The sequence below is a fragment of the Streptomyces sp. SID1328 genome, from assembly GCF_009865595.1.
Lineage (GTDB): Bacteria > Actinomycetota > Actinomycetes > Streptomycetales > Streptomycetaceae > Streptomyces > Streptomyces griseoluteus.
The window spans coordinates 1-23,501 of sequence record NZ_WWKH01000502.1 but is presented as its reverse complement, the minus strand read 5'-3'; the positions used below and the strand labels follow the sequence as shown (position 1 = coordinate 23,501).

Annotated in this window: 24 protein-coding genes and 1 pseudogene; 11 read left to right on the top strand and 14 right to left on the bottom strand. The window is 71.1% G+C overall.

The features are described from left to right. Positions 1 to 152: pseudogene (locus GT030_RS15860) on the top strand (EstA family serine hydrolase); the annotation flags it as partial. 81 nt (positions 153 to 233) lie between these two features. Here the strand turns inward: GT030_RS15860 and GT030_RS15855 are convergent. Continuing rightward, positions 234 to 1,256 carry an NADP-dependent oxidoreductase gene (locus tag GT030_RS15855; protein ID WP_161199595.1) on the bottom strand — a complete coding sequence of 341 codons (1,023 nt, stop codon included), beginning with the start codon at positions 1,254 to 1,256 and terminating at the stop codon, positions 234 to 236. 95 nt (positions 1,257 to 1,351) lie between these two features. Between GT030_RS15855 and GT030_RS15850 the strand changes: the two genes are divergently transcribed. Further along, entirely contained in the window at positions 1,352 to 1,804 is a 453-nt protein-coding gene (locus tag GT030_RS15850) for a MarR family transcriptional regulator (RefSeq protein WP_161199596.1), read from the top strand. A gap of 29 nt (positions 1,805 to 1,833) precedes the next feature. Beyond that, positions 1,834 to 2,622, top strand: a complete 789-nt coding sequence (locus tag GT030_RS15845; RefSeq protein ID WP_161199597.1) for an EI24 domain-containing protein — start codon at positions 1,834 to 1,836, stop codon at positions 2,620 to 2,622. Positions 2,623 to 2,798: 176 nt separating this feature from the next. On the opposite strand, the gene GT030_RS15840 is transcribed toward GT030_RS15845, so the two are convergent. Together GT030_RS15840 and GT030_RS15835 are read right to left on the bottom strand one after the other, a co-directional pair. Then, a complete protein-coding gene (locus GT030_RS15840; protein WP_161199598.1) occupies positions 2,799 to 3,770 on the bottom strand; it encodes an aldose epimerase family protein in 972 nt (323 codons plus the stop codon). Between the two features lie 15 nt (positions 3,771 to 3,785). Continuing rightward, positions 3,786 to 4,667, bottom strand: coding sequence for an SGNH/GDSL hydrolase family protein (locus tag GT030_RS15835; protein ID WP_161199599.1), 882 nt, complete (start codon positions 4,665 to 4,667; stop codon positions 3,786 to 3,788). A 266-nt stretch (positions 4,668 to 4,933) separates the two neighbouring features. On the opposite strand from GT030_RS15835, the gene GT030_RS15830 reads away from it, so the two are divergent. Beyond that, positions 4,934 to 5,428 carry a DUF3145 domain-containing protein gene (locus GT030_RS15830; RefSeq protein ID WP_161199600.1) on the top strand — a complete coding sequence of 165 codons (495 nt, stop codon included), beginning with the start codon at positions 4,934 to 4,936 and terminating at the stop codon, positions 5,426 to 5,428. 69 nt (positions 5,429 to 5,497) lie between these two features. Here GT030_RS15830 and fabF read toward each other — a convergent pair whose 3' ends face one another. The 5 genes from fabF to GT030_RS15805 all read right to left on the bottom strand — a co-directional run bounded on the left by fabF (position 5,498) and on the right by GT030_RS15805 (position 10,459). Further along, a complete protein-coding gene (gene fabF, locus GT030_RS15825) occupies positions 5,498 to 6,760 on the bottom strand; it encodes a beta-ketoacyl-ACP synthase II (RefSeq protein WP_161199601.1) in 1,263 nt (420 codons plus the stop codon). Positions 6,761 to 6,842: 82 nt separating this feature from the next. After that, entirely contained in the window at positions 6,843 to 7,091 is a 249-nt protein-coding gene (locus GT030_RS15820) for an acyl carrier protein (RefSeq protein ID WP_018545314.1), read from the bottom strand. Positions 7,092 to 7,174: 83 nt separating this feature from the next. Next, on the bottom strand, positions 7,175 to 8,206 hold the full coding sequence (locus tag GT030_RS15815; RefSeq protein WP_161199602.1) for a ketoacyl-ACP synthase III: 1,032 nt from the start codon (positions 8,204 to 8,206) through the stop codon (positions 7,175 to 7,177). Between the two features lie 16 nt (positions 8,207 to 8,222). Beyond that, positions 8,223 to 9,161: an ACP S-malonyltransferase gene (locus GT030_RS15810; protein WP_161199603.1), complete on the bottom strand. Its 939-nt coding sequence runs from the start codon at positions 9,159 to 9,161 to the stop codon at positions 8,223 to 8,225. A gap of 89 nt (positions 9,162 to 9,250) precedes the next feature. Further along, positions 9,251 to 10,459, bottom strand: coding sequence for a helix-turn-helix domain-containing protein (locus GT030_RS15805; protein WP_161199604.1), 1,209 nt, complete (start codon positions 10,457 to 10,459; stop codon positions 9,251 to 9,253). Between the two features lie 114 nt (positions 10,460 to 10,573). On the opposite strand from GT030_RS15805, the gene GT030_RS15800 reads away from it, so the two are divergent. Next, positions 10,574 to 11,230, top strand: a complete 657-nt coding sequence (locus GT030_RS15800; RefSeq protein WP_161199605.1) for a pirin family protein — start codon at positions 10,574 to 10,576, stop codon at positions 11,228 to 11,230. 3 nt (positions 11,231 to 11,233) lie between these two features. Here GT030_RS15800 and GT030_RS15795 read toward each other — a convergent pair whose 3' ends face one another. Together GT030_RS15795 and GT030_RS15790 are read right to left on the bottom strand one after the other, a co-directional pair. Beyond that, positions 11,234 to 12,052: a serine hydrolase domain-containing protein gene (locus GT030_RS15795; protein ID WP_161199606.1), complete on the bottom strand. Its 819-nt coding sequence runs from the start codon at positions 12,050 to 12,052 to the stop codon at positions 11,234 to 11,236. Positions 12,053 to 12,071: 19 nt separating this feature from the next. Next, on the bottom strand, positions 12,072 to 12,542 hold the full coding sequence (locus GT030_RS15790) for a GNAT family N-acetyltransferase (RefSeq protein WP_161199607.1): 471 nt from the start codon (positions 12,540 to 12,542) through the stop codon (positions 12,072 to 12,074). A 97-nt stretch (positions 12,543 to 12,639) separates the two neighbouring features. Here GT030_RS15790 and GT030_RS15785 point away from each other — a divergent pair, with 97 nt between their 5' ends. Both GT030_RS15785 and GT030_RS15780 read left to right on the top strand, forming a co-directional pair. Then, positions 12,640 to 13,095, top strand: coding sequence for a MerR family transcriptional regulator (locus GT030_RS15785; RefSeq protein ID WP_161199608.1), 456 nt, complete (start codon positions 12,640 to 12,642; stop codon positions 13,093 to 13,095). Further along, complete coding sequence (locus GT030_RS15780) at positions 13,092 to 14,111, top strand: aldo/keto reductase (protein WP_161199609.1); 1,020 nt, start codon at positions 13,092 to 13,094, stop codon at positions 14,109 to 14,111. The genes GT030_RS15785 and GT030_RS15780 overlap by 4 nt, the downstream gene beginning before the upstream one ends. 60 nt (positions 14,112 to 14,171) lie before the next feature. Here GT030_RS15780 and GT030_RS15775 read toward each other — a convergent pair whose 3' ends face one another. The 3 genes from GT030_RS15775 to GT030_RS15765 all read right to left on the bottom strand — a co-directional run bounded on the left by GT030_RS15775 (position 14,172) and on the right by GT030_RS15765 (position 17,063). Beyond that, positions 14,172 to 15,023, bottom strand: coding sequence for a DUF4429 domain-containing protein (locus GT030_RS15775; protein ID WP_161199610.1), 852 nt, complete (start codon positions 15,021 to 15,023; stop codon positions 14,172 to 14,174). 66 nt (positions 15,024 to 15,089) lie between these two features. After that, positions 15,090 to 16,310, bottom strand: a complete 1,221-nt coding sequence (locus GT030_RS15770) for an alpha/beta hydrolase (protein WP_161201654.1) — start codon at positions 16,308 to 16,310, stop codon at positions 15,090 to 15,092. Between the two features lie 126 nt (positions 16,311 to 16,436). After that, entirely contained in the window at positions 16,437 to 17,063 is a 627-nt protein-coding gene (locus tag GT030_RS15765) for a TetR family transcriptional regulator (RefSeq protein WP_086695842.1), read from the bottom strand. Between the two features lie 121 nt (positions 17,064 to 17,184). On the opposite strand from GT030_RS15765, the gene GT030_RS15760 reads away from it, so the two are divergent. Continuing rightward, positions 17,185 to 18,801 (top strand): MFS transporter, encoded by a 1,617-nt coding sequence (locus GT030_RS15760; RefSeq protein WP_161201653.1) that lies wholly within the window; start codon positions 17,185 to 17,187, stop codon positions 18,799 to 18,801. 123 nt (positions 18,802 to 18,924) lie between these two features. On the opposite strand, the gene aceE is transcribed toward GT030_RS15760, so the two are convergent. Continuing rightward, the gene (gene aceE / locus GT030_RS15755) at positions 18,925 to 21,672 is read right to left on the bottom strand and encodes a pyruvate dehydrogenase (acetyl-transferring), homodimeric type (RefSeq protein WP_161201652.1); all 2,748 of its coding nucleotides are present in this window, start codon (positions 21,670 to 21,672) and stop codon (positions 18,925 to 18,927) included. 432 nt (positions 21,673 to 22,104) lie between these two features. Between aceE and GT030_RS15750 the strand changes: the two genes are divergently transcribed. The 3 genes from GT030_RS15750 to GT030_RS15740 form a co-directional block, all read left to right on the top strand. After that, positions 22,105 to 22,545 carry a DUF3052 domain-containing protein gene (locus GT030_RS15750; protein ID WP_018545328.1) on the top strand — a complete coding sequence of 147 codons (441 nt, stop codon included), beginning with the start codon at positions 22,105 to 22,107 and terminating at the stop codon, positions 22,543 to 22,545. A gap of 138 nt (positions 22,546 to 22,683) precedes the next feature. After that, positions 22,684 to 23,142, top strand: coding sequence for a peroxiredoxin (locus tag GT030_RS15745; RefSeq protein ID WP_086695839.1), 459 nt, complete (start codon positions 22,684 to 22,686; stop codon positions 23,140 to 23,142). A gap of 102 nt (positions 23,143 to 23,244) precedes the next feature. Continuing rightward, positions 23,245 to 23,501, top strand: a 257-nt coding sequence (locus GT030_RS15740) for a TerD family protein (RefSeq protein WP_161201651.1), incomplete at its 3' end; no start/stop codon positions are given.

The following is a 23,501-nucleotide window of genomic DNA, read 5'->3' as shown; positions in this document are numbered from 1 at the left end:
GATGCGGGCCTTCCGGCTCGCAGGCGTTCGCCGACCCCCGCAGCGGCCTCGCCTACGGCTACACCCGCCGCCGCTTCGCCTACCCCGGCGGTGCGGCCCCGGAGAACGACCGGCTGGCCGCCGCCGTGCACGAGGCGGCGCTGAAGGGCTGAGACACGGCGGAGGCCGCACCCCACGTCCAGGGATGCGGCCTCCGCGAGGTCCGACGACCGGCAGCCGGCGCAGGACACCGGTCAGAGCTTGACGATCATCTTCCCGGTGTTGTCCCCGCGCAGCACCCCGAGGAACGCCTCCAGCGTGTTCTGGATGCCGTCCACGACCGTCTCGCGGTACTTCAGCTTGCCCGACGCGACCAGGGGCGCGACCTCGCGGACGAACTCCGGCTGGAGGTCGTAGTGGTCGCCGACCAGGAAGCCCTCGATCCGGCCGCGGGTCTGGATCAGGCGGGTGAGGTTGTTCGGGCCGGGGGCGGGCTCGGTGTTGTTGTAGACCGAGATCGCGCCGCAGATGGCGATCCGGCCGTGCAGGTTCAGCTCGGCGATGGCGGCCTGGAGGTGGTCGCCGCCGACGTTGTCGAAGTACACGTCGATGCCGTCCGGCGCGGCCTCGCGGAGCTGCTCGTCGACGGGGCCGTCCTTGTAGTTGAACGCGGCGTCGAACCCGTACTCGTCCACCAGCAGCCGCACCTTCTCGTCGGACCCGGCCGAGCCGATGACCCGCGAGGCGCCCTTGAGCTTGGCGAGCTGGCCGACCTGGCTGCCCACCGCGCCGGCCGCGCCGGAGACGAAGACGATGTCGCCCTCCTTGAACCCCGCGGTGCGCAGCAGACCGGCGTACGCGGTCAGGCCGGTCATGCCGAGCACGCCGAGGTAGGTGGAGAGCGGCGCGGCGTCCGGGTCGACCTTGACGGCCTGCTTCGCGTCCACCGCCGCGTACTCGCGCCAGCCGAGGAAGTGCAGCAGATGGTCGCCGGGCTCGATGCCGTCGACGTCGGAGGCGACGACCACGCCCACCGCGCCGCCCTCCATCGGCTCACCCAGCTCGAACGGGGCGGAGTAGGACTTCGCGGCACTCATCCGGCCCCGCATGTACGGGTCCACCGAGAGGTATTCGTTCCGTACCAGCACCTGGCCCTCGCCGGGCACCGGCATCGGGACCTCGACGAGCGCGAAGTCCTCGGGCTTCGGCCAGCCCACGGGACGACGGAGCAAGTGCCACTCACGGCTCACGGCGGGAAGGGCGGGGGAGTCGGACATCTGGGGCGACCTTCTTCCTCAAACTACTTCAGTACCTGAAACAACCATGCTCCTAAATATTTTATGATGTCAAGTAACCCGGTATCCTGGACGGCATGTCCACCCAGCCGCCGCGTCCCATCGTGCGTCACCGCTCCGCCGACCCCCTGACCATGGAGGTCGTCGAGCTGATCGGCGACGTCGTGGCCCGCTTCTACGCGGACTACGAGGAGGCCGCGGCCAGTCACGCGCTCACCGGACCGCAGGCCCGTCTGCTCAGCCTCCTCGCCCTGGAGCCGCTGCCCATGCGCAAGCTCGCCCAGCGGCTGAAGTGCGAGCCGTCCAACGTGACCGGGATCGTGGACCGCCTGGAGTCGCGCGGCCTGGTCGAGCGGCGCCCCGACAGCGCCGACCGCCGGGTCAAGCTCGCCGCCGCCACCGAGGAGGGCCTGCGGGTCGCCCGCGATCTCCGCGAGGGCCTGCACTTCGCCCGCGAACCCCTCGCCGGCCTCTCCACCGCCGAGCGCTCCTCCCTGCGCGACCTGCTCCGCCGCATGCTCGACGCCTGAAACCCACGGCTGCGGGTAAAGTCCCCGCCATGCGCGATCTCGGGGTGGGGTTCCGTCATCTCCTCAACGGCCAGCGGTGGGTGGCACAGCACGGACGGCAGTACGGCTTCGGCCTGCTGCCCGGCCTGATCACCCTCGTCCTCTACGTGGCGGTGCTGGTCGCGCTCGGCGTGTGGGGCTCCGACGCCGTCACCTGGGCGACCCCGTTCGCCGACGACTGGTCCGGTCCCTGGCAGGGCCTCTTCCGGGGTTTCCTCACCGTCGTGCTGTTCGCCCTCGCCCTGCTGCTGGCCGTCCTCACCTTCACCGCGGCCACCCTGCTCATAGGCCAGCCCTTCTACGAGAGCCTCTCCGAGCGCACCGACGCCGACGTCTCGCCCGACGGGACCGCGCCCAGCTCCGGCCGGCCGATGTGGCGCGACCTGTGGATCTCCGCCCGCGACAGCCTGCGCATCCTGGTACGGGCCTGCGTATGGGGCATCCTGCTCTTCGCGCTCGGCTTTCTCCCCGTGGTCGGCCAGACCGTCGTACCCGTCCTCGGCTTCTTCGTCACCGGGTTCTTCCTCACCGAGGAACTCACCTCCGTGGCCCTCCAGCGCCGGGACGTCGATCTGCGCGCCCGGCTCGCCCTGCTGCGCTCCCGCAAGATGCTCGCCTGGGGTTTCGGCGTCCCGCTGGGCCTCGCCTTCCTGGTCCCCGTCGTCGCGGTGTTCCTGATGCCGGGCGCGGTCGCCGGTGCCACCCTGCTGACCCGCGACCTCCTCGGCGAACCCCTCGCCGAGGAGCAGCCGGAGAGCGACCAGCCGGTCACCGCCTGAGCCCGCCCCGGCGGGCGAGGAGGCGAAGTCGTGACACGGGAGTGAAGGGTTCGTAGGAGAACCCGCCCGGACCCCCGATCCGGCGCCACCGGCCGCCCGGCGCGGATTACCGTCGACATCAGCCCCGGTCCCGGAACCTGACACCCGGACCGGGGCTGAATGCTGTCCGGGGCGGCTCAGCGCGTCCCGAAGCCGTACACCGTGGCGGAGCGGTACACCTCGCCCGGCTCCAGCCGGGTGGTGGGGAAGTCCGGGCGGTTCGGGGAGTCGGGGAAGTGCTGGGTCTCCAGCGCGATCCCCTCGCCCGGCGCGAACGGGGCGCCCAGGTGATCGGCGGTGTAGAGCTGGAGCCCCGGCTCGGTCGTCGCCACCGTCAGCACCCGCCCGGACGCCGGGTCGTACAGCTCGGCCACCTCCTCGGCCGCCGGCGTGACGCCCTTGTCCAGCACGTAGTTGTGGTCGTAGCCCGAGCCGACCTTGCGGGAGGCGCGGAAGTCGAAGCGCGAGTCCGTCACGTCCACGGGCTCGCCCACCGGGATCAGCCCGTCGTCCACCGGCGTGTACCGCGAGGCGTCCAGCCGCAGCTCATGACCGCCCGCGTGCCCCGAACCGCCGAGGTTCCAGTACGAGTGGTTGGTGAGGTTCACGACCGTCGGCGCGTCCGTCACCGCCTCGTAGGCGATCCGCAGCGCACCCGACTCCTGGAGCGTGTACGTCGCCGAGACCTCAAGACGCCCCGGAAAGCCCTCCTCGCCGTGCGGGCTGACCCGGCTGAGCCGTACCCCGTGCTCCACCGGCTCCGCGTCCCACACGTACCGGTCGAAGCCCCGGTCCCCGCCGTGCAGGGAGTTGGGCCCGTTGTTGCGGGCCAGCGCGTACGTCCGTCCGTCCAGCGGGAAGCGGCCGCCCGCGATCCGGTTGGCGTACCGGCCCACCAACGCGCCCAGATACGGGCCCGGATGGTCCACATAGCCCTGGACGGAGGGGAACCCGAGCACCACGTCCGCCGCGCGCCCCTCCCGGTCCGGCACCTCGGCCGACTGCACGATCCCGCCGTACGACAGCACCCGGACCCGTACCCCACCGCGCTCGAGCGTCCAGCGGTGCACCGGGGTCCCGTCGGAAAGTGTGCCGAAAAGTTCGCCCATGTGGGAAACCTTAGGTCACGGTCTGTGCTCCGTGACCGTCCGGTACGCGATCTCGGCGAGCCGGGCCTGGCCGTCCCGGCTCGGGTGGAACCAGTCCCACTGGCTCAACTGCCCGGTGCCGAAGCGGTAGTCGAAGACCGCGTTGCCGTCGGAGCGGCAGCGCTCGTCCTTCGCGCACACCTCGGCCAGCACCGCGTTGTACTCCTCCACCCGGTGCTGGACCTCCTGCCGGCGCACCGTCGCCGCCTCGGTCAGGTCGTCCGCGCCGCGCAGCATGGAGGGGCAGATGCCCAGCTTCCACACCTCCTTGCCCAGCGGGTCGGCCCGCCCCTCCGACCACAGCCGCAGCAGGTTCGGCACGCTCGCCACGTACACCTGTGTCGTCGGCAGCTCCTTGCGCAGTGTCGCCATCGAGCGCTCGAAGTCCGCGCGGAAGTCCGCCACCGGGGTCATCGCCGGCACCGAGGACCGGCAGGCGTCGTTGGCGCCCACCATCACCGTCACCAGCTCCGGGCGGCGCCGCACCGCCTCGGCCATCTGACCGGGCAGGTCGGCCATCCGGGCGCCGGTCACCGCGTAGTTCCAGCCCCGCTCGGCCGCGCCCTGCCGCCCCAGCAGCCGTACGGCCAGGCTGTCCACGGCGGCGTCCGCGCCCGTCGCCCAGGACACCTCCGGGCAGTCCGCGAGCACCTGGCAGGCGTCGAAGCCGCGGGTGATGGAGTCGCCCACCGCCGCGATCGAGTCCGGGTGCGCGTTCCACACCGGGGAGGGCCTGGCGGACGGCCGGGACACGCCCGTACCCCCGTCGCCGCCCCGGACGGAGTCACAGCCGCTCGCCAGCACGGCCGCCGTCAGCACGGCGAGGACGGCCCGCGCCCGGTGGCCTGGTTTCCGCATCCCCGCAGGTCTCCTCGCTCCTTCGCACACCGACCGCCGGTGCGCCCACCCATCACAACGTGCGCGGGTTCCCGTCCACCTCCGCTGGAACGGCACACCCCCGTACAAGCGTCCCCCTGGGTGAATGGCGAAGGTTTCCTGGCACCGGGACCGACGGTACGTCACACTCCTTGCATCCCCGCAAGGTAGCCTCGCCATCAACGCGGCCGTCGCGTCATGGCCGCTCGACCAGCCCGCAAGATGTCCCGCTCAGCCCGGAGGTTCCGGTGACGACACGTGGAGTTCTGTACGTGCACTCCGCGCCGCGCGCGCTGTGCCCGCATGTCGAGTGGGCCATCGCCGGGGTGCTGGGCACGCGCGTCAGCCTGGACTGGATCAGGCAGCCCGCCGCGCCCGGTACCTGGCGCTCGGAGTTCTCCTGGCAGGGCGAGGCGGCCACCGCCTCCAAGCTCGCCTCCGCGCTGCGCGGCTGGCAGTTGCTCCGCTTCGAGGTCACCGCCGAGCCGTCCGCCGCAGCCGAGGGCGAGCGCTACAGTTGCACCCCCGACCTCGGCATCTTCCACGCCGTCACCGGCATCCACGGCGACATCCTCATCCCCGAGGACCGCCTGCGCGCCGCCCTCCAGCGCAGCCGCCAGGAGGAGAGCGACCTGGAGGCCGAACTCTCCAAGCTCCTCGGCAAGCCCTGGGACGACGAACTCGAGACCTTCCGCCACGCGGGCGAGGGCGCCCCGGTCCGCTGGCTCCACCAGGTGGTCTGAGCCCGCCGTAACGCCTGTACGCGAGAAAGGCCCCCACCGGTCGGTGGGGGCCTTTCTCCGTGCTTCGGGTCAGACGGTGCGGAACGCCAGCACCACGTTGTGGCCGCCGAAGCCGAACGAGTCGTTCAGCGCCGTGATCCGGCCCTCGGGAAGCTGACGCGGCTCGCCCACGACGACGTCCGCGTTGACCTCGGGGTCCAGCTCGGTGACGTTGATCGTCGGCGGGGCCGTGCGGTTCACCAGGGCCAGGATGGACGCGACGGTCTCGATACCGCCCGCCCCGCCCAGCAGGTGACCCGTCATCGACTTGGTCGCGGAGATGGCCATGTGGTCGACGTCGTCGCCGAAGACCTTCCGCAGCGCCTTGACCTCGGCCACGTCGCCCTGGGGCGTCGACGTCGCGTGCGCGTTCACGTGCACGATCTCCGCCGGCTTCAGGTCGGTCGAGTCCAGCAGGTTCTGCAGCGCCTGCGCGATGCCGTTGCCCGAGGGCTCCGGCTGCGTGATGTGGTGCGCGTCGGCCGAGATGCCCTGGCCGATCGCCTCGGCGTAGACCCGGGCACCGCGCGCCTTGGCGTGCTCCTCGGACTCCAGCACGATCACACCGGCGCCCTCGCCGAGCACGAAGCCGTCACGGCCCGAGTCGTAGGGGCGGGACGCGCCCTCGGGGTCGGCGTTGTTCTTGGACATCGCCATCATGTTGCCGAAGGCGACGATGGGAAGCGGGTGGATGGCGGCCTCGGTACCACCGGCCACGACCACGTCCGCCCGCCCGCTGCGGATCATCTCGATCGCGTATCCGATGGCCTCCGCGCCGGAGGCGCAGGCCGAGACGGGGGTGTGCACACCGGCGCGCGCGCCCAGCTCGATACCGACGTTGGCCGCCGGGGAGTTGGGCATCAGCATCGGCACGGTGTGCGGGGAGACGCGGCGTACGCCCTTCTCCTTCAGTACGTCGTACTGGTCCAGGAGAGTCGTCACGCCACCGATGCCGGAGGCGATGACCGCGCCGAGGCGGTCGGGGTTCACGGACTGGTCCTCACCGGCCTTGGCGGTGAAACCGGCGTCCTTCCAGGCCTCCTGAGCGGCGATCAGCGCGAACTGCGCGGACCGGTCCAGCTTGCGGGCCTGCGGCCGGGGGAGGATCTCACCCGGCTCGACGGCGATCTGCGCGGCGATCTGGACCGGCAGCTCGGCCGCCCACTCCTGCTCCAGGCGGCTGACGCCGGACCGGCCGGCCAGCATGGCCTCCCAGGTGGAAGCTGCGTCGCCACCCAGCGGTGTGGTTGCGCCGATACCGGTGACGACCACGGTGCGATTGGTCGGGCTCACGGGAATTCTTTCTCCAACAGATGCGGGATCTACGGCGCCACCGCCGGGTGGCGGGGCCTAGCAGCTAGGTCCGAGGGGTGACTCAGGCCTGGTGCTTGAGGATGTAGTCGGTGGCGTCACCGACGGTCTTGAGGTTCTTGACGTCCTCGTCGGGGATCTTCACGTCGAAGCGCTCCTCGGCGGCGACGACGACCTCGACCATGGACAGGGAGTCGACGTCGAGGTCGTCCGTGAAGGACTTGTCGAGCTGGACGTCCTCGGTGGGGATGCCGGCGATCTCGTTCACGATCTCGGCAAGGCCCGCGACGATCTCTTCCTGGGTGGCGGCCATGTCAGGCGCTCTCCTTCTTCGATGTTCAGACAGTGAGGTGGCATTTGTCCCCGTGTCGGACCGGGCGGCCCGGCACGGAGTGCCTAGGGGAGGGTAACGACCGTGGCGGCGTAGACCAGACCCGCCCCGAATCCGATGACGAGCGCCGTGTCGCCGCTCTTGGCCTCGCCGGTCGCCAGAAGCCGCTCCATGGCGAGCGGGATCGACGCGGCCGAGGTGTTGCCGGTGGTACGGATGTCACGGGCGACCGTGACGTGCTCCGGCAGCTTCAGAGTCTTCACCATCGAGTCGATGATCCGCACATTGGCCTGGTGCGGGATGAAGACGTCCAGGTCGTCCGAGGAGATCCCGGCCGCGTCCAGCGCCTGCTGGGCGACCTTCGCCATCTCGAACACGGCCCAGCGGAAGACCGCCTGGCCCTCCTGCGTGATCGCGGGGAACTTGATGTTGCCCGCGCTGTCCAGGGGGAGTTCGGAGACGTCCCCCGCGTGGAAGCGGTCCCACGGGACGGTCTGCTTGATGGTGCCGGCCTTGTCGCCCTCCGAGCCCCACACCGTGGGACCGATGGCGGGCTCCTGGGACGGGCCGACCACGACCGCGCCCGCGCCGTCACCGAACAGGAAGGCCGTCGCGCGGTCCTCCAGGTCGGTCAGGTCGCTGAGCCGCTCCACGCCGATGACGAGCACGTACTCGGCGGAACCTTCCACCACCATGCCCTTGGCGAGGGTCAGGCCGTAGCCGAAGCCCGCGCAGCCGGCCGAGATGTCGAAGGCGGCGGCCTTGTCGGTCCCCAGCTTGTCCGCGATCTCCGTGGCCACGGCCGGGGTCTGGCTGAAGTGCGAGACGGTGGAGACCACCACGGCGCCGATCCGGTCGGCGTCGATGCCCGCGTCGGCGATCGCCTTGCCCGCCGCCTCGATCGACATCGCGGCGACCGTCTCGTCCGGGCCCGCCCAGTGCCGGGTCTCGATCCCGGAGCGGGACCTGATCCACTCGTCGGAGGAGTCGATCGTCTCCAGGATCACCTCGTTGGGCACCACCCGGGTCGGCCGGTAGCCGCCGACCCCGAGGATGCGCGCGTACGGGGCGCCCTTGCTGGGCTTGATCTTCGCCATTGGCATGGGCTCCTTGTCAGGCGCCCGCCGCGTCAGCGGCAGGAGTCGCGGTCTCGGCGATGAGCGCGCGCGCCGCGTCGAGATCCTCGGGGGTCTTCAGGGCGAGCGTCCGTACACCGGGCAGTGCGCGCTTGGCCAGGCCGGTCAGGGTGCCGCCGGGGCACACCTCGATCAGCGCGGTGACGCCCAGTTCCTTGAAGGTCTCCATGCACAGGTCCCAGCGGACCGGGTTGGCGACCTGGCCGACCAGCCGCTCCAGCACCTCGGCGCCGGAGGCGACCGTACGGCCGTCCTTGTTGGAGACGTAGGTCAGCTTCGGGTCCGCCGGGGCCAGCTCGGCCGCGGCCTTGGCCAGCGTCTCGACGGCGGGCGCCATGTGACGGGTGTGGAAGGCACCGGCCACCTTCAGCGGGACGACCTTGCGGACGCCCTCCGGCTTGTCCTCCGCGAGCGCGGCCAGCTGCTCCAGCGTGCCCGCCGCGACGATCTGGCCGGCGCCGTTGATGTTGGCCGGGGTCAGGCCCAGCTTCTCCAGGTGCGCGACGGAGACCTCCGGGTCGCCGCCGAGCAGCGCCGACATGCCGGTCTCGGTGACCGCGGCGGCGTCGGCCATGGCCAGACCCCGCTTGCGCACCAGGTTCAGGGCGGAGACGTCGTCCAGCACGCCCGCGAAGGCGGCGGCGGTGATCTCGCCGACGCTGTGGCCCGCGACCGCGCCCGGCGCGATGTCACCCAGTGCCGCGGCGGACAGCAGCCCGGCCGCGACCAGCAGCGGCTGCGCCACGGCGGTGTCGCGGATCGCCTCCGCATCGGCCTGGGTCCCATAGTGGACGAGGTCCAGTCCGATGGCGTCGGACCACGCGGCGACGCGGTCGGCGGCACCGGGGAGTTCGAGCCAGGGGGTCAGGAAGCCAGGCGTCTGGGCGCCCTGGCCGGGAGCGACGAGTACGAGCACTCTCACACTCTCTCTTGTTGACGGCCGAAGCCGCCCGTGGGGACAAGGACGAATAACTCGGATGGCTTTTGTGGGCCCCCGACAAAAGGCTAGGGCTGGAACTCCCCGTCGGTGAGCCGCCCCAGGATCAGGGCGATCCGCAACGTGAAGGCGGATCGTACATCGGAGGGGGACCAGCCGGTGACGTCAGTCACACGTCGGAGCCGGTAGCGCACGGTGTTCGGGTGAACGAAGAGCATCCTCGCCGCGCCCTCCAGGCTGCTCGCCTGCTCCAGGTAGACACTCAGGGTCTCCAGCAGCGCCGAGCCCGCCTCCTCCAGCGGTCTGTAGATCTCCTCCACCAACTGCTCGCGCGCACTGGGATCACCCGCGATGGCGCGCTCCGGAAGCAGGTCGTCCGCCAGCACCGGCCGGGGCGCGTCCTGCCAGGCGGTGCACGCCTTGAGCCCGGCCGCGGCGGCCTGCGCGGACCGGGTCGCGGCCTGGAGGTCGTGCATGACCGGCCCCGCTACCACCGGTCCCGGCGCGAACGGCCCGATCAGCGATTTGGCCACGTTCAGCGGCTGCACCGAGCTGCCCCCGGCGATCACCACCAGGCGGTCCCCGAGCACGCCGGTGAGCACCTGGAGCTTGGCGTGCCGTGCGGCCCGCCGGATCGCCTCCACGGTCAGCTCGCTGTCCCCGTCCGGAGCGGTGCCGAGCACCACGCAGACGTGCTCCGGCGAGTTCCAGCCGAGCGCCGCCGCCCGGCTCACCGCCCCCTCGTCGGCCTCGCCGCTGAGTACCGCGTTCACCACCAGCGACTCCAGCCGGGCGTCCCAGGCACCGCGTGCCTCGGCGGCCTGGGCGTAGACCTGGGCGGTGGCGAAGGCGATCTCGCGGGCGTAGACCAGCAGCGCCTCGCGGAGCACGCGCTCGTCGCCGGGCGCGGCCACCTCGTCGATGGCGCTCTCCATGACCTCGATGGTGGTGCGCACCATCTCCACGGTCTGGCGCAGCGTGATCGCGCGGGTCAGCTCACGGGGCGCGGTGCCGAAGACGTCGGTCGAGATGGCCTGGGGCGCCTCGGGGTGCCGGAACCACTCGGTGAAGGCGGCGATGCCGGCCTGCGCCACGAGCCCGATCCAGGACCGGTTCTCCGGGGGCATGGCCCGGTACCACGGCAGGGTGTCGTCCATCCGCGCGATGGCCTGTGCGGCGAGAGTGCCGGAGGACTTCTCCAGCCGCCGCAGGGTCGCGGTGTGCGGGTGGACGGCGTGTACCGCGGGGTCGCTGTGGTGGGATTCGGGTTCGGGCACGTGGACAAGACTGCCTTATCGGGACGCGCGCATGTGCCGCCGGGTCCGTCTCACGCCTCGGCACCGGCCGGTACTTGCCTGCGGCACGGGCGCCGCGCGCACTACCGTGGGGGCGTGATCGAGGTACGGCGCGCCGCTGAGCGTTACCACGGAGGAGACCCGGAGGCGGGCATCGACTCCCGGCACGCCCTGTCCTTCGGGCCGCACTACGACCCCGCGAACCTGCGCTTCGGCGCGGTGATCGCCTGCAACGAGGAACGGCTCGCCCCCGGCGCCGGGTTCGACGAGCACCCCCACAGCCACACCGAGATCGTCACCTGGGTCGTCGAGGGCGAGCTGACCCACCGGGACTCGGCCGGCCACGAGAGCGTGGTCCGCCCCGGTGACGTACAGCACCTCAGCGCGGCCGCGGGCGTCCGGCACGTCGAGCGGAACGACGGCACGGTCCCGCTGACCTTCGTGCAGATGTGGCTGGCCCCGCTGAAGCCCGGCGGGGAGCCGTCGTACGAGGTGGTGCCGGGCATCGCCGACTCCACGCCGTACGCCCTGCCCGGCGCCGGCGCGATGCTGCACGTGCGTCGGCTGGCGGCGGGGGAGCGGACGGCGATGCCGGACGCCGCGCACCTCTACGTCCACGTGGTGCGCGGCGAGGCCGGCCTGGCGGGGGAGACGCTGGGCCCCGGCGACTCGGCCCGGATCACCGACGCCGAGGGGCTGGCGGCGGTGGGGGTGACGCCGGCGGAGCTGCTGGTGTGGGAGATGGGTCCCTAGGGGTCAGCCGACTTCCGTCAGCACCGCGTCCGTGAACACCGGCCACGCCTCGATCGCCCAGGGCCCGAAGGCGCGGTCGGTCAGGGCGACGGCGGCCACCCGGGCGTCCGGGTCGGTCCACAGGAAGGTGCCGGACTGGCCGAAGTGGCCGAAGGTGCGCGGGGAGGACGAACTTCCGGTCCAGTGCGGGGACTTGGCGCCCCGGATCTCGAAGCCGAGGCCCCAGTCGTTGGGGTTCTGGTGCCCGTATCCCGGTAGTACGCCCTTGGTACCCGGATACTGCACGGTCATCGCCTCCGCGACCGTCCTGGGATCCAGCAGGCGCGGTGCCTGGAGTTCCGCCGCGAAGCGCAGCAGGTCCGCCACCGTGGAGACGCCGTCCTTGGCGGGCGAGCCCTCCAGCGAGGTCGACGTCATGCCCAGCGGCTCCAGCACCGCCTGGCGCAGATACTCGGCGAAGGGAATGTCGGTGGCCTTGGCGATGTGATCGCCGAGCTGCTCGAACCCGGCGTTGGAGTACAGCCGCCGCTCGCCGGGCGCCGACATCGTGCGGTGCTCGTCGAAGGCCAGCCCGGAGGTGTGCGCCAGCAGATGGCGGACCGTGGCCCCGGGCGGCCCGGCGGGCTCGTCCAGCTCGACGGCACCCTCCTCGTACGCGACCAGCGCCGCGTAGGCGGCCAGCGGCTTGGTCACCGAGGCCAGCGGGAAGCGGTGGTCAACCGGGCCGTGCGTCCCCAGTACGGTCCCGTCGGCCCGTACCACCCCCGCGGCGGCGGTGGGGACGGGCCAGTTCTCGATCAGCGCCAGGCTCTGCAACGACATACCGGCGAGCCTATGCGGCTCACACCCGCAGCTCCATCAAGGGGTCCGGCTTCGGCTTGAACCCCAGCGCCTCGTACAGCGGGCGGGCGTCGGCGGAGGCGGTGAGCTGGATCTGCCGGGCGCCCCGCTCGCGGAACCAGGCCAGCAGCCCGTCCATGCACGCACGGGCGTACCCCCGGCGCCGGGTACCGGGATCGGTGGCCACGCTGAACACGAAGCCGACCACGCCCTGCGGATTGGACTCGCGCCCGATCCGGTACTCGGCCGTCCCCACGGCGAGCGCGGCCAGTGCCCCCGGCCGGTCCGGGTGGTCCACCACGAAGGCGGCGAAGGTCCCTTCCGGGTCGGCCAGCCGGGCGCGCAGGGCCGGCAGGGACTCCGCGTGCCAGGTCCCCGCGTCACCGCCCCCGGAGAGGGAGTCGAGCATCACCTGGCGCAGGCGCAGCACTTCCGGCGCGTCCCCGGGCAGCGCCCGGCGTACGAGAGTCATGCGCGGCACGCTAGCGTCCGGCTCCGGTTCCCGTCCTGGCCATTTCTGCCGGACACCGCTTGCTTGGAGTGCGCTCGAAGGTCATAGCGTTGAGGGCATGACGGTGATGCAGACCATGCAAGGGGTGGCGGCCGGCCAGGACATCTGTTCCGGTCCCCCGCCGCGCCATCCCCGGCCCGACGGGCAGGACCGGTACACGATCAGTGAGGTCGTCGCCTTCACCGGACTGACCGCGCACACCCTGCGCTGGTACGAGCGGATCGGCCTGATGCCGCACGTCGACCGCTCGCACACCGGCCAGCGCCGCTACACCAACCGCGACCTGGACTGGCTGGTCTTCGTCACCAAGCTGCGGCTCACCGGCATGCCGGTCGCCGACATGGTCCGGTACGCCGAGCTGGTGCGGCAGGGCGAGAGCACCTACGACGAGCGGCGCGAGCTGCTGGAGTCGACCCGCCGGGACGTGCTCGCCCGGATCGACGAGCTGCGCGACACGCTCGCCGTGCTCGACCTGAAGATCGGTTTTTACGCCACGGAGGGGACCCCCCGATGACCGACCGCACGATGCCGTCCGTACGCCTGGGCGAGACCGGTCCGGAGACCGGCGTGCAGGGCCTCGGCTGCATGGGCATGAGCTTCGGCTACGGCCCGGCCGACGCCGGGCAGTCGCGGGCCGCGCTGGAGCGCGCCTTCGACCTGGGCGTGACGCTGTACGACACGGCGGACGCCTACGGCGCCGGGGACAACGAGCGGTTCCTCGCCCCCTTCTTCAAGGCCCACCGCGACGAGGTGGTCATCGCCACCAAGTTCGCGCTGTCCATCCCGCCGGACGACCCGAGCAGGCGGATCATCCGCAACGACGCCCCCTACATCCGCCAGGCCGTCGAGGACAGCCTCGAGCGGCTCGACGTCGACGTGATCGACCTCTATTACATGCACCGCCGCGATGTGAACGTCCCCCTGGAGGAGACTGTCGGCGTCATGGCCGACCTGGTGCGCGAGGGCAAGGTCAAGCACCTGGGGCTGAGCGAGGTCACCGCGGGGGAACTGCGCACCGCGCACGCCGTCCACCCCATCGCCGCCGTGCAGTCCGAGTGGTCCCTGTTCAGCCGGGACATCGAGGCGCAGGTGGTCCCGGCCGCCCGCGAGCTGGGCGTCGGCCTGGTGCCCTACTCCCCGCTGGGCCGGGGCTTCCTCACCGGCGCCTTCACGGACGCCGCAAAGGAGCTGACCGAGGGCGACTTCCGCCGCTCCCAGCCGCGCTTCACCGGTGACAACGCGACCGCCAACGCGGCCCTGCTGGAGCCGGTGCGCCGGGTCGCCGAGGCGCACGGCGCGACCCTCGGCCAGGTCGCGCTGGCCTGGGTGCACCAGCGCGCGGCGGTGCACGGCCTCCCGGTGGTGCCGATCCCGGGCACCCGCAAGGCGGAGCGCGTCACCGAGAACGCCGGCGCCGCGCACCTGGTCCTCACCGAGGAGGAGCTGGCCCTGCTGGAGCCGGTCGCCGCCCGCGTCGCGGGGGACCGGTACGCCGACATGACGTTCACCTCGGCGGGCCGGGAGCGGTAGGAGTGTCTTGTCGATCAGGCCGGACGCCGCGAGCCCGGCCTGATCGACAGCCCCCAGCCACTACAGCTCCGTCAGCAGTTCGGCCTTCTTCGCGGAGAACTCCTCGTCGGTCACCAGACCGGCCTGGTGCAGCTCGCCCAGGTGGCGGATGCGCTCCGCGATGTCGGCCGGGTCCCGCCGGGGCGCGGCCGGGACCGCGGGGACGGCGCCTCTCGTCCGTACCGCCGCGAGGACGGCCGCCGCGAACGGCAGCGACTCGTGCACCTGCCCGTAGCCGAGCCCGAAGACGACGGTCGCCGCGTCCTGGTCCGGCGGTACCGGGTCGGCGGCGCCCGCGGGGTCGTTCGGCAGCAGCCGCAGATACCCCTCGAAAGCCTCCGGTGAGCGCCACTCCACCCCGCCGAGGTCCGCGACCGCGAACCTCTGGTCGCCCGCCTTCCACTTCGCCGACGACGCCCCCGTCCACGACCAGCGGAAACGCACCGAGGTCCCGTCGAAGGACGCCTTGCCGTCGTACGCCTTGAAGCGGAGCGGTGCTTCTGGGGCGCCGATCAGATACCGGTCGGCGGGACCGGACCCGGTCAGCGCGGCCTTCAGCTCGTCGGCGTAGTACTCGGCCAGCGTCTCCCGCTCGGCCGGCAGGACCAGCCGGTACGGGTCCAGGCCCTCGGGAAGCTGGCCGGCCGCGGCCTCCAGCAGCGGGTCGGCTCCGGCGCGCGGGTGAAGGCGCAGTACGACGGTGCCCCGTCTGCCCTCGGCCAGGCTCACGCCCTCCAGCGCGGCGAGCGGCACCCGGCGTTCACCGAGCGCCTGGAAGAGTTTCGGTGTGCGTATCCCCCGTTCGTACCGGATGAGCACGGAGTCTGAGTCGAACTCCCAGACGGCATGAAAACCCGCCAGTACGTCACCCATGCGGCTCATCGTATGCGGCACTTGTCCCTCCGTCGCCACCCGCGCGGACCGCACTTCCTGCTGTTTCTACGCGCGTCCCGCGGCGGGCGCGTCCGGCACGTCGGCCCGGCACGCCTCGTCCGCGCGGGCGCACGTCACCGAGCCGTACGCCCCCACGCCGACCGCGGCGAGGTTGCGCAGGCTGTCCGTGCCCGGCTGGAAATAACCGGCGTGGCCCTGCGCGTCGCGCGAGGACAGCACCCGCGCGCCGAAGGCGCGGGACACCGGGTCGGCGCCGTGCCCGAGCCCGCCGACCTCCAGATACGGCACGTCCTGCACCCAGTCGGTGGCGTCCCGCATCGCCCACACCCGCGCGGTGCGGTTCAGATGGGCGGCGCTGGCCGCCCGCATGCCGGGGCTCGCGGCCACCGCGATGTCGCTGACCCGGCGGGGCATGCCGGGGGCGGCGACCCCGCAGACCACCGAGCCGTAGCTGTGGCAGAACATCGACACCTCGGCCCGGCCGGGCAGCGCGCGCAGCAGCGCGTTCAGCCGGACGGCGCCGTCCACCGCGCGCATCGCGGTCGCCGCGTCCACCCCGAGCCCGGCCGGCGCGGTGTAGTCGGCCCAGGCGATCACGGCGGTACGGGTGGCGGGCGCGGCCTGCCGCTCGGCGGAGTACAGCGACTTGGCCATGCCGACCGGGGCGCTGTAGGGGCGGTAGGACTTCTCGAAGGTCAGCAGGTCGGTGTCGACACCGGGCACCACCACGGAGATCCGCTGGGCCCGGCGCAGGTCGCCGAAGACCTCGGCGATCCGGCCCGAATCCTCGGGGTCGAAGGCGAGGATGTGCCGCTCGGGCCGCATCAGCGCCTCGTACCGGTGCATCCGGCGGGCCGCGTCCTGCTGGCCGGCGGTACTGAGCCGGTTGTCGTGCACGCGGCGCGACTCCACGTCCCGCTCCCGCTCCAGCGCCACCCGGTTGGCCTCGTAGCGCAGCGACACGGGGGCGCCGTTCATGTTGCCGACCGCCAGCGGGTAGCGCGTCGCCAGGTCGTGGCGGTCGTACGGGGTGAGCGAGCCGAAGAAGCGGGCCAGCTTCGCCGGGGCGGTCTTCGCCGGGTCCGGCAGGGGCTTGCCGTGCACGCTGTCGCGCACCCACGCGGACAGGGACGACCGCAGCGCGGTCGACTCACGGTGGGTGTGCTGCGCCGTCCAGCCGGTGGTCGCGAGCATCACGAACACGACGGCCAGGGCGAGCAGGGCGCGCCAAACGCTGAGCTGGGGGGAAATGCCGAAGGAAGTCACTGGGGGGACACACTAGGAGAACGGAAGGGTCTCGGGTCAATCGAGTGGCGGGGATCACGTTTCGTGCGCCGGGGACCGGGACACGAACGATCTTTCTAAACGATCTCGTCGGTTCCGCCAACGATTTCAGGCCGCGCGCCAGTTCCCCGTGAGCGCCGGGCCCACCTGATCGAGGTACGCCGCCGTGAGCCCCCGGATGGCCGCCAGGCTGAAGTCGTCCCCGGTGCTCCACTGCCGCTCGGTGACCCGGATCACCCCGGCGAACACCGCCACCGCGAGCCGCGGCCGGGGGTCGGCGTCCACGTCGACACCCTCACGCTCCGCGAGCAGCCCGGCGATGGTCTGCTCGGTCGCCGCCGACCGGCGCAGATGCGCGGCGAGCAGCGCGGGCGTGGACTCGATCATGCGGTACATCCGCAGATACAGCTCGACCGGTACGACCGACTCCACGGTCTCCCGTATGTCGTCCCAGCCCTCCAGCACGGCCTGCCTGAGCGCCTCCATCGGCGGCTCGTGCGGCGGCCGGGCGCGGACGGCGGCGACGAAGTGGGCCTCCGTCATCTCCTGCACGGCGAAGGCCGCGTCCTCCTTGCCCGCGAAGTAGCGGAAGAAGGTGCGCTGCGAGACGTCGACGGCCTCGGCGATCTCGTCGACCGTCGTGCGCTCGTACCCCTGGGTGGTGAACAGTTCGAGGGCGGCGCGCACCAGCGCCTCGCGGGTACGCCGCTTCTTGCGCTCGCGCAGCGTCTCCATGGCCTCTCCCTGTACGTCCTTCCTGATCAGGGTATGCGGTCGGGTGAACACTGGTCATATGTCAGCCGCTGACGTGTGAATGCGTTTGTCAAGTGTCAGCGACTGTCACTAGCCTCATTACATGACTAGTCAGACCACCATCGACAAGACGGGACCGGAGGACGGGTCACCCACCGATGCGTCGCCGCGGCCCTCCTCGGGACTGCGCGGGCACCCCTGGTTCACCCTGATCACCGTCGCCGTGGGCGTCATGATGGTGGCCCTGGACGGCACCATCGTGGCCATCGCCAACCCCGCCATCGCCAAGGACCTGCACGCGAGCTTCTCCGACGTGCAGTGGATCACCAACGCCTACTTCCTCGCCCTCGCGGTCGCCCTGATCACCGCGGGCAAGCTCGGTGACCGATTCGGACACCGGCAGACCTTCCTCATCGGCGTGACCGGCTTCGCGCTGGCCTCCGGCGCCATCGGGCTGTCCGACAGCATCCCGATGGTCGTCACCTTCCGGGTCCTCCAGGGGCTGTTCGGCGCCCTGCTGATGCCGGCCGCGCTCGGCCTGCTGCGGGCCACCTTCCCGGCCGAGAAGCTCAACATGGCGATCGGCATCTGGGGCATGGTCATCGGCGCCTCCACCGCGGGCGGCCCGATCCTCGGCGGTGTGCTGGTGCAGCACGTCAACTGGCAGTCGGTGTTCTTCATCAACGTGCCCGTCGGCCTGCTCGCCCTGCTGCTCGGCACGCTGATCCTGCTCGACCACCGCGCGGAGAACGCCCCGCGCTCCTTCGACCTGCTCGGCATCGCGCTGCTGTCCGGCGCCATGTTCTGCCTGGTCTGGGCGCTGATCAAGGCCCCTACCTGGGGCTGGGGCGACGGCCGCACCTGGGGCTTCATCGGCGCCTCGGCGCTGCTCTTCGTGGTCTTCGCCTGGTGGGAGACGCGGGTCGCGGAACCGCTGATCCCGCTCACCCTGTTCCGCTCGGTCCCGCTGTCGGCGGGCGTGGTGCTGATGGTGATGATGGCCATCGCCTTCATGGGCGGCCTGTTCTTCGTGACCTTCTACCTCCAGAACGTGCACGGTCTCAGCCCGGTCGACGCCGGCCTGCACCTGCTCCCGCTCACCGGCATGATGATCGTCGGCTCCCCGCTGGCCGGCTTCGCCATCACCAAGCTGGGCCCGCGCCTCCCGCTGGCGGGCGGCATGACGCTCACCGCGGTCGCCATGTACGGCATGTCCACCCTGAAGGCGGACACCGGCAGCGCGACCATGTCGATCTGGTTCGCCCTGCTCGGCCTCGGCCTCGCCCCGGTCATGGTCGGCGCCACCGAGGTCATCGTCGGCAACGCCCCGATGGCCCTCTCCGGTGTCGCGGGCGGTCTCCAGCAGGCGGCCATGCAGATCGGCGGCAGCCTCGGCACCGCCGTACTGGGCGCCGTCATGGCCTCCAAGGTCGACAACGACCTCCCCGGCAACTGGACCGGCGCGGGCCTGCCCCCGCTGACCCCCGCTCAGCTCGACCAGGCGTCCCAGGCCGTCCAGGTGGGCGTCGCCCCGGTCACGAAGCAGATGCCCCCGGCGATCATCGCCAAGGTCACCGACGTCGCCCACGACACCTTCATCTCCGGCATGAGCCTCGCCTCACTGGTGGCGGCGGGCGTGGCGGCGGTCGCCATCCTGGTGGCCCTCCTGACCCGCCGGGGCGTGAACGCCGAGGCGGGCGCAGGGGTGGGCCACATCTGAGACTGGGTGCTTGGTGGCTTATGGGGGCGCGGGGAACTGCGCGACCAGCCACGACGGACCCGCAGCCGCGCGATCACCGAAGCAAGAACGGTGATCGCGCGGCCACGCCCAAGCCGCGCAGCGCTACGCGTCTCCCCCGGCAGCGCCGGGCGCCGCTGCCTTCACATCGAGCAACCGGTACCGGTCGATGGCCTGCTTCAGCACGGACCGGTCCACCTTCCCCTCCTTCGCCAGCTCCGTCAGCACGGCCACCACGATCGACTGCGCGTCGATGTGGAAGAACCGCCGAGCCGCCCCGCGCGTATCCGCGAACCCGAACCCGTCCGCGCCGAGCGACTGGTAAGGCCCCGGCACCCACCGCGCGATCTGATCCGGCACCGACCGCATCCAGTCGGACACCGCCACGAACGGCCCCTCGGCCGCGCCGAGCTTGCGCGTCACGAACGGCACCCGCTGCTCCTCCTCGGGATGCAGCATGTTGTGCTCCTCGCAGGCCACCGCCTCCCGGCGCAGCTCGCTCCAGGAGGTCGCCGACCAGACGTCCGCCCGGACGTCCCACTCGTCGGCGAGGATCTGCTGCGCCTCCAGCGCCCACGGCACCGCGACACCGGACGCCATGATCTGCGCCGGGACCGACCCGCCGGAGCCCGCCCTCAAGCGGTGGACGCCCTTGAGGATGCCCTCCACGTCCACGTCGGCCGGCTCGGCCGGATGCTGGATCGGCTCGTTGTAGACGGTGAGGTAGTAGAAGACGTCCTCGCCGTGCGGGTGTTCCTCGTCCCCGCCGTACATCCGCCGCAGCCCGTCCTGGACGATGTGCGCGATCTCGTACCCGTACGCCGGGTCGTAGGCCACGCAGGCCGGGTTGGTGGAGGCGAGGAGCTGGGAGTGGCCGTCCGCGTGCTGCAGGCCCTCACCGGTCAGGGTCGTGCGGCCGGCGGTCGCGCCCAGGACGAAACCGCGCGAGAGCTGGTCGGCCATCTGCCAGAACTGGTCGCCGGTGCGCTGGAAACCGAACATCGAGTAGAAGACGTACACCGGGATCAGCGGCTCGCCGTGGGTGGCGTAGGCCGAGCCGGCCGCGATCAGGGAGGCCGTGCAGCCCGCCTCGGAGATGCCGTCGTGCAGCATCTGGCCGGTGGGGGACTCCTTGTAGGCGAGCAGCAGCTCCCGGTCCACCGACTCGTACTGCTGGCCGAGCGGGTTGTAGATCTTCGCGCTCGGGAAGAACGAGTCCATACCGAAGGTGCGGTACTCGTCCGGCGCGATCAGCACGAACCGCTTGCCGATCTCCTTGTCCCGCATGAGGTCCTTCAGCAGCCGCACAAACGCCATGGTGGTGGCGATGGACTGCTGGCCCGACCCCTTCTTCACACTCGCGTACGCCTTCTCGTCGGGCAGGGCGAGCGGCTCGGAGCGCACGACGCGCGTGGGCACGTAGCCCCCGAGCGACTTGCGCCGGTCGTGCATGTACTGCATCTCCTCCGAGTCCCGGCCGGGGTGGTAGTACGGCGGGGCGCCGGACTCCAACTCCTTGTCGGAGATCGGCAGGTGGAGCCGGTCGCGGAAGCGCTTGAGGTCGTCGACCGTCAGCTTCTTCATCTGGTGGGTGGCGTTGCGGCCCTCGAAGTTGGGGCCCAGCGTCCAGCCCTTGACCGTCTTGGCCAGGATGACCGTCGGCTGGCCCTTGTGCTCCTTGGCCGCCTTGAACGCCGCGTAGATCTTGCGGTGGTCGTGGCCGCCGCGGCCCAGGTGCAGGATCTGGTCGTCGGTCATGTTCTCGACCATGGCGCGCAGCCGGTGGTCGTCACCGAAGAAGTGGTCCCGGATGTAGGCGCCGGACTCGGTGGCGTACGTCTGGAACTGGCCGTCCGGGGTGGTGTTCATCCGGTTGACCAACACGCCGTCCCGGTCCTGGGCCAGCAGCGGGTCCCAGGTCCGGTCCCACACCAGCTTGATCACGTTCCAGCCGGCGCCCCGGAACTGCGACTCCAGCTCCTGGATGATCTTGCCGTTGCCGCGCACCGGGCCGTCGAGGCGCTGGAGGTTGCAGTTGACCACGAAGGTCAGGTTGTCGAGCCCCTCGCGGGCGGCGATGGAGAGCTGGCCCAGGGACTCCGGCTCGTCCATCTCGCCGTCGCCGAGGAACGCCCACACGTGCGAGGCCGAGGTGTCGGCGATGCCGCGCGCCTCCATGTACCGGTTCATCCGCGCCTGGTAGATGGCGCCGAGCGGACCGAGGCCCATCGAGACGGTCGGGAACTCCCAGAAGTCCGGCATCGAGCGCGGGTGGGGGTAGCTGGACAGCCCGTCGGGGAACTTGGAGTGCTCCTGGCGGAACCCGTCGAGCTGGTTCTCCGTGAGCCGGTCCAGCAGGTACGCGCGGGCGTAGATGCCGGGCGAGGCGTGACCCTGGAAGAAGACCTGGTCGCCGCCGTCCCCGCCGTCCTTGCCCCGGAAGAAGTGGTTGAAGCCCACGTCGTAGAGGGACGCGGAGGAGGCGAAGGTGGCGATGTGGCCGCCGACGCCGATGCCGGGGCGCTGGGCCCGCGAGACCATCACGGCCGCGTTCCAGCGGGTGGCGTTGAGGATGCGGCGCTCGATCTCCTCGTTGCCGGGGAAGAACGGCTCGCTCTTGGTGGGGATCGTGTTGACGTAGTCCGTGCTGCGCATCTCGGGCACGGCCACGCGCTTCTCGCGGGCCCGTTCGATCAGCCGCAGCATGAGATACCTGGCCCGCTCCCGGCCACGCTCGTCCACGGCGGCGTCGAGGGAGTCGAGCCACTCCTGCGTTTCCTCGGGATCGAAGTCAGGAACCTGACTCGGAAGGCCGCCAATGATGATCGGATTGCGATCGGAACCGGAAGCCACGCTGTTCCTTACCTGTCGGAGGGACCTGCCTACACCGTTCCCCATCGTGTACCTGGGGAACGTGGTACGTCATCCACTGGTTCTCTTCGTTCCCCCGCGCCCCCGGCGCGCCACCCGGTCGGCCACCCGGATCGCCGCCAGGTCAAAACGACACGATACGCCCGCGGTGTGACGGGCATGGCAAAGTTGTTCGATGGGCGTATCGACGGATGATTCCGAAGTGCGCATACGGGGCACATCGGTGTGATGTGGTTCCCGGGGAAACGGGATACGGTGCCAGGAGTGGCGGCGAAGCGGCCCGGAACGTCACCGTTTCGGCGGTCAGGAGGGCCGGGTACTTGCGCGATCCGTCCCGCCCGTGTGGACTACGGCCAATGCTTCGCGCACGCGCGTGGCTCAGATATTCACCAAGACATGATCAGGAGGCAACCCGTGAGCGCGACCGCGGACCACGCGGAGGAGCGGACGAACCCTGCCGCCAGGCTGGGGTTCCAGCCCGGACAGGTGGTCCAGGAGATCGGCTACGACGAGGACGTCGATCAGGAGCTCCGCGAGGCCATCGAGGAAGCCGTCGAAGGCGACCTGATGGACGAGGAATACGACGACGTGGCCGACGCCGTTGTGCTGTGGTTCCGTGATGACGACGGAGACCTCACCGATGTACTGGTGGATGCCACCACGTACATCGAAGAGGGCGGCGCCATCCTGCTTCTGACGCCGAAGACCGGCCGTACGGGGTACGTGGAGCCGAGCGACATCTCGGAGGCCGCAACCACCGCAGGGCTGACCGCTTCGAAGAGCGTCAGCGTCGGCAAGGACTGGAGCGGCTCGCGTCTGGCGACGCCGAAGGCCGCCAAGTCCGGCAAGCGTTAGAAAGAACGCGTCATCGCCGCGCCGAGCGGGCCGGGACTCCCCGGTCCGCCCGGCGGTCCCGGCGTGATCGCTGCGTAGGGTGGGACCGGGCGAGTGACCCGCGCTCACCCGTACGGCTCAGCGAAGGGATGCAGGACGATGGCGCTCCAGGTCGGCGACGAGGCACCCGACTTCGAACTCAAGGACAACCACGGCCGCACCGTGCGGCTCTCCGACTTCCGGGGCGAGAAGAACGTGGTGCTGCTCTTCTACCCCTTCGCCTTCACCGGCGTCTGCACCGGTGAGCTCTGCGAACTGCGTGACAACCTTCCGCAGTTCACCGACCGCGACACCCAGTTGCTCGCCGTCTCCAACGACTCCATGCACACCCTGCGCGTCTTCGGTGAGCAGGAGGGCCTGGAGTACCCGCTGCTCAGCGACTTCTGGCCGCACGGCAACGTCAGCCGCGCCTACGGCGTCTTCGACGAGGACAAGGGGTGCGCCGTGCGCGGCACCTTCATCCTGGACAAGACGGGCACCGTGCGCTGGACCGTCGTCAACGGCCTGCCCGACGCCCGCGACCTGACGGACTACGTGAAGGCGCTCGACACCCTGTGAGGGCCCCCCGCGCCGCGGGAACCCGTCACTAGGATCGGCACGTTGATCCCATATCCGATGCACTACGGGGCTGTCGGCCCCTGGACACCACATGGAGGACCCGTGGGAGTCAGCCTCAGCAAGGGTGGCAACGTCTCGCTGACCAAGGAGGCTCCCGGCCTGACCGCCGTCATCGTCGGTCTGGGCTGGGACGTGCGCACCACGACCGGCACCGACTTCGACCTCGATGCCAGCGCACTGCTGCTGAACAACGCCGGCAAGGTGGGCAGCGACCAGAACTTCGTCTTCTTCAACAACCTCAAGAGCCCCGACGGCTCGGTCGAGCACACCGGCGACAACCTCACCGGTGAGGGCGAGGG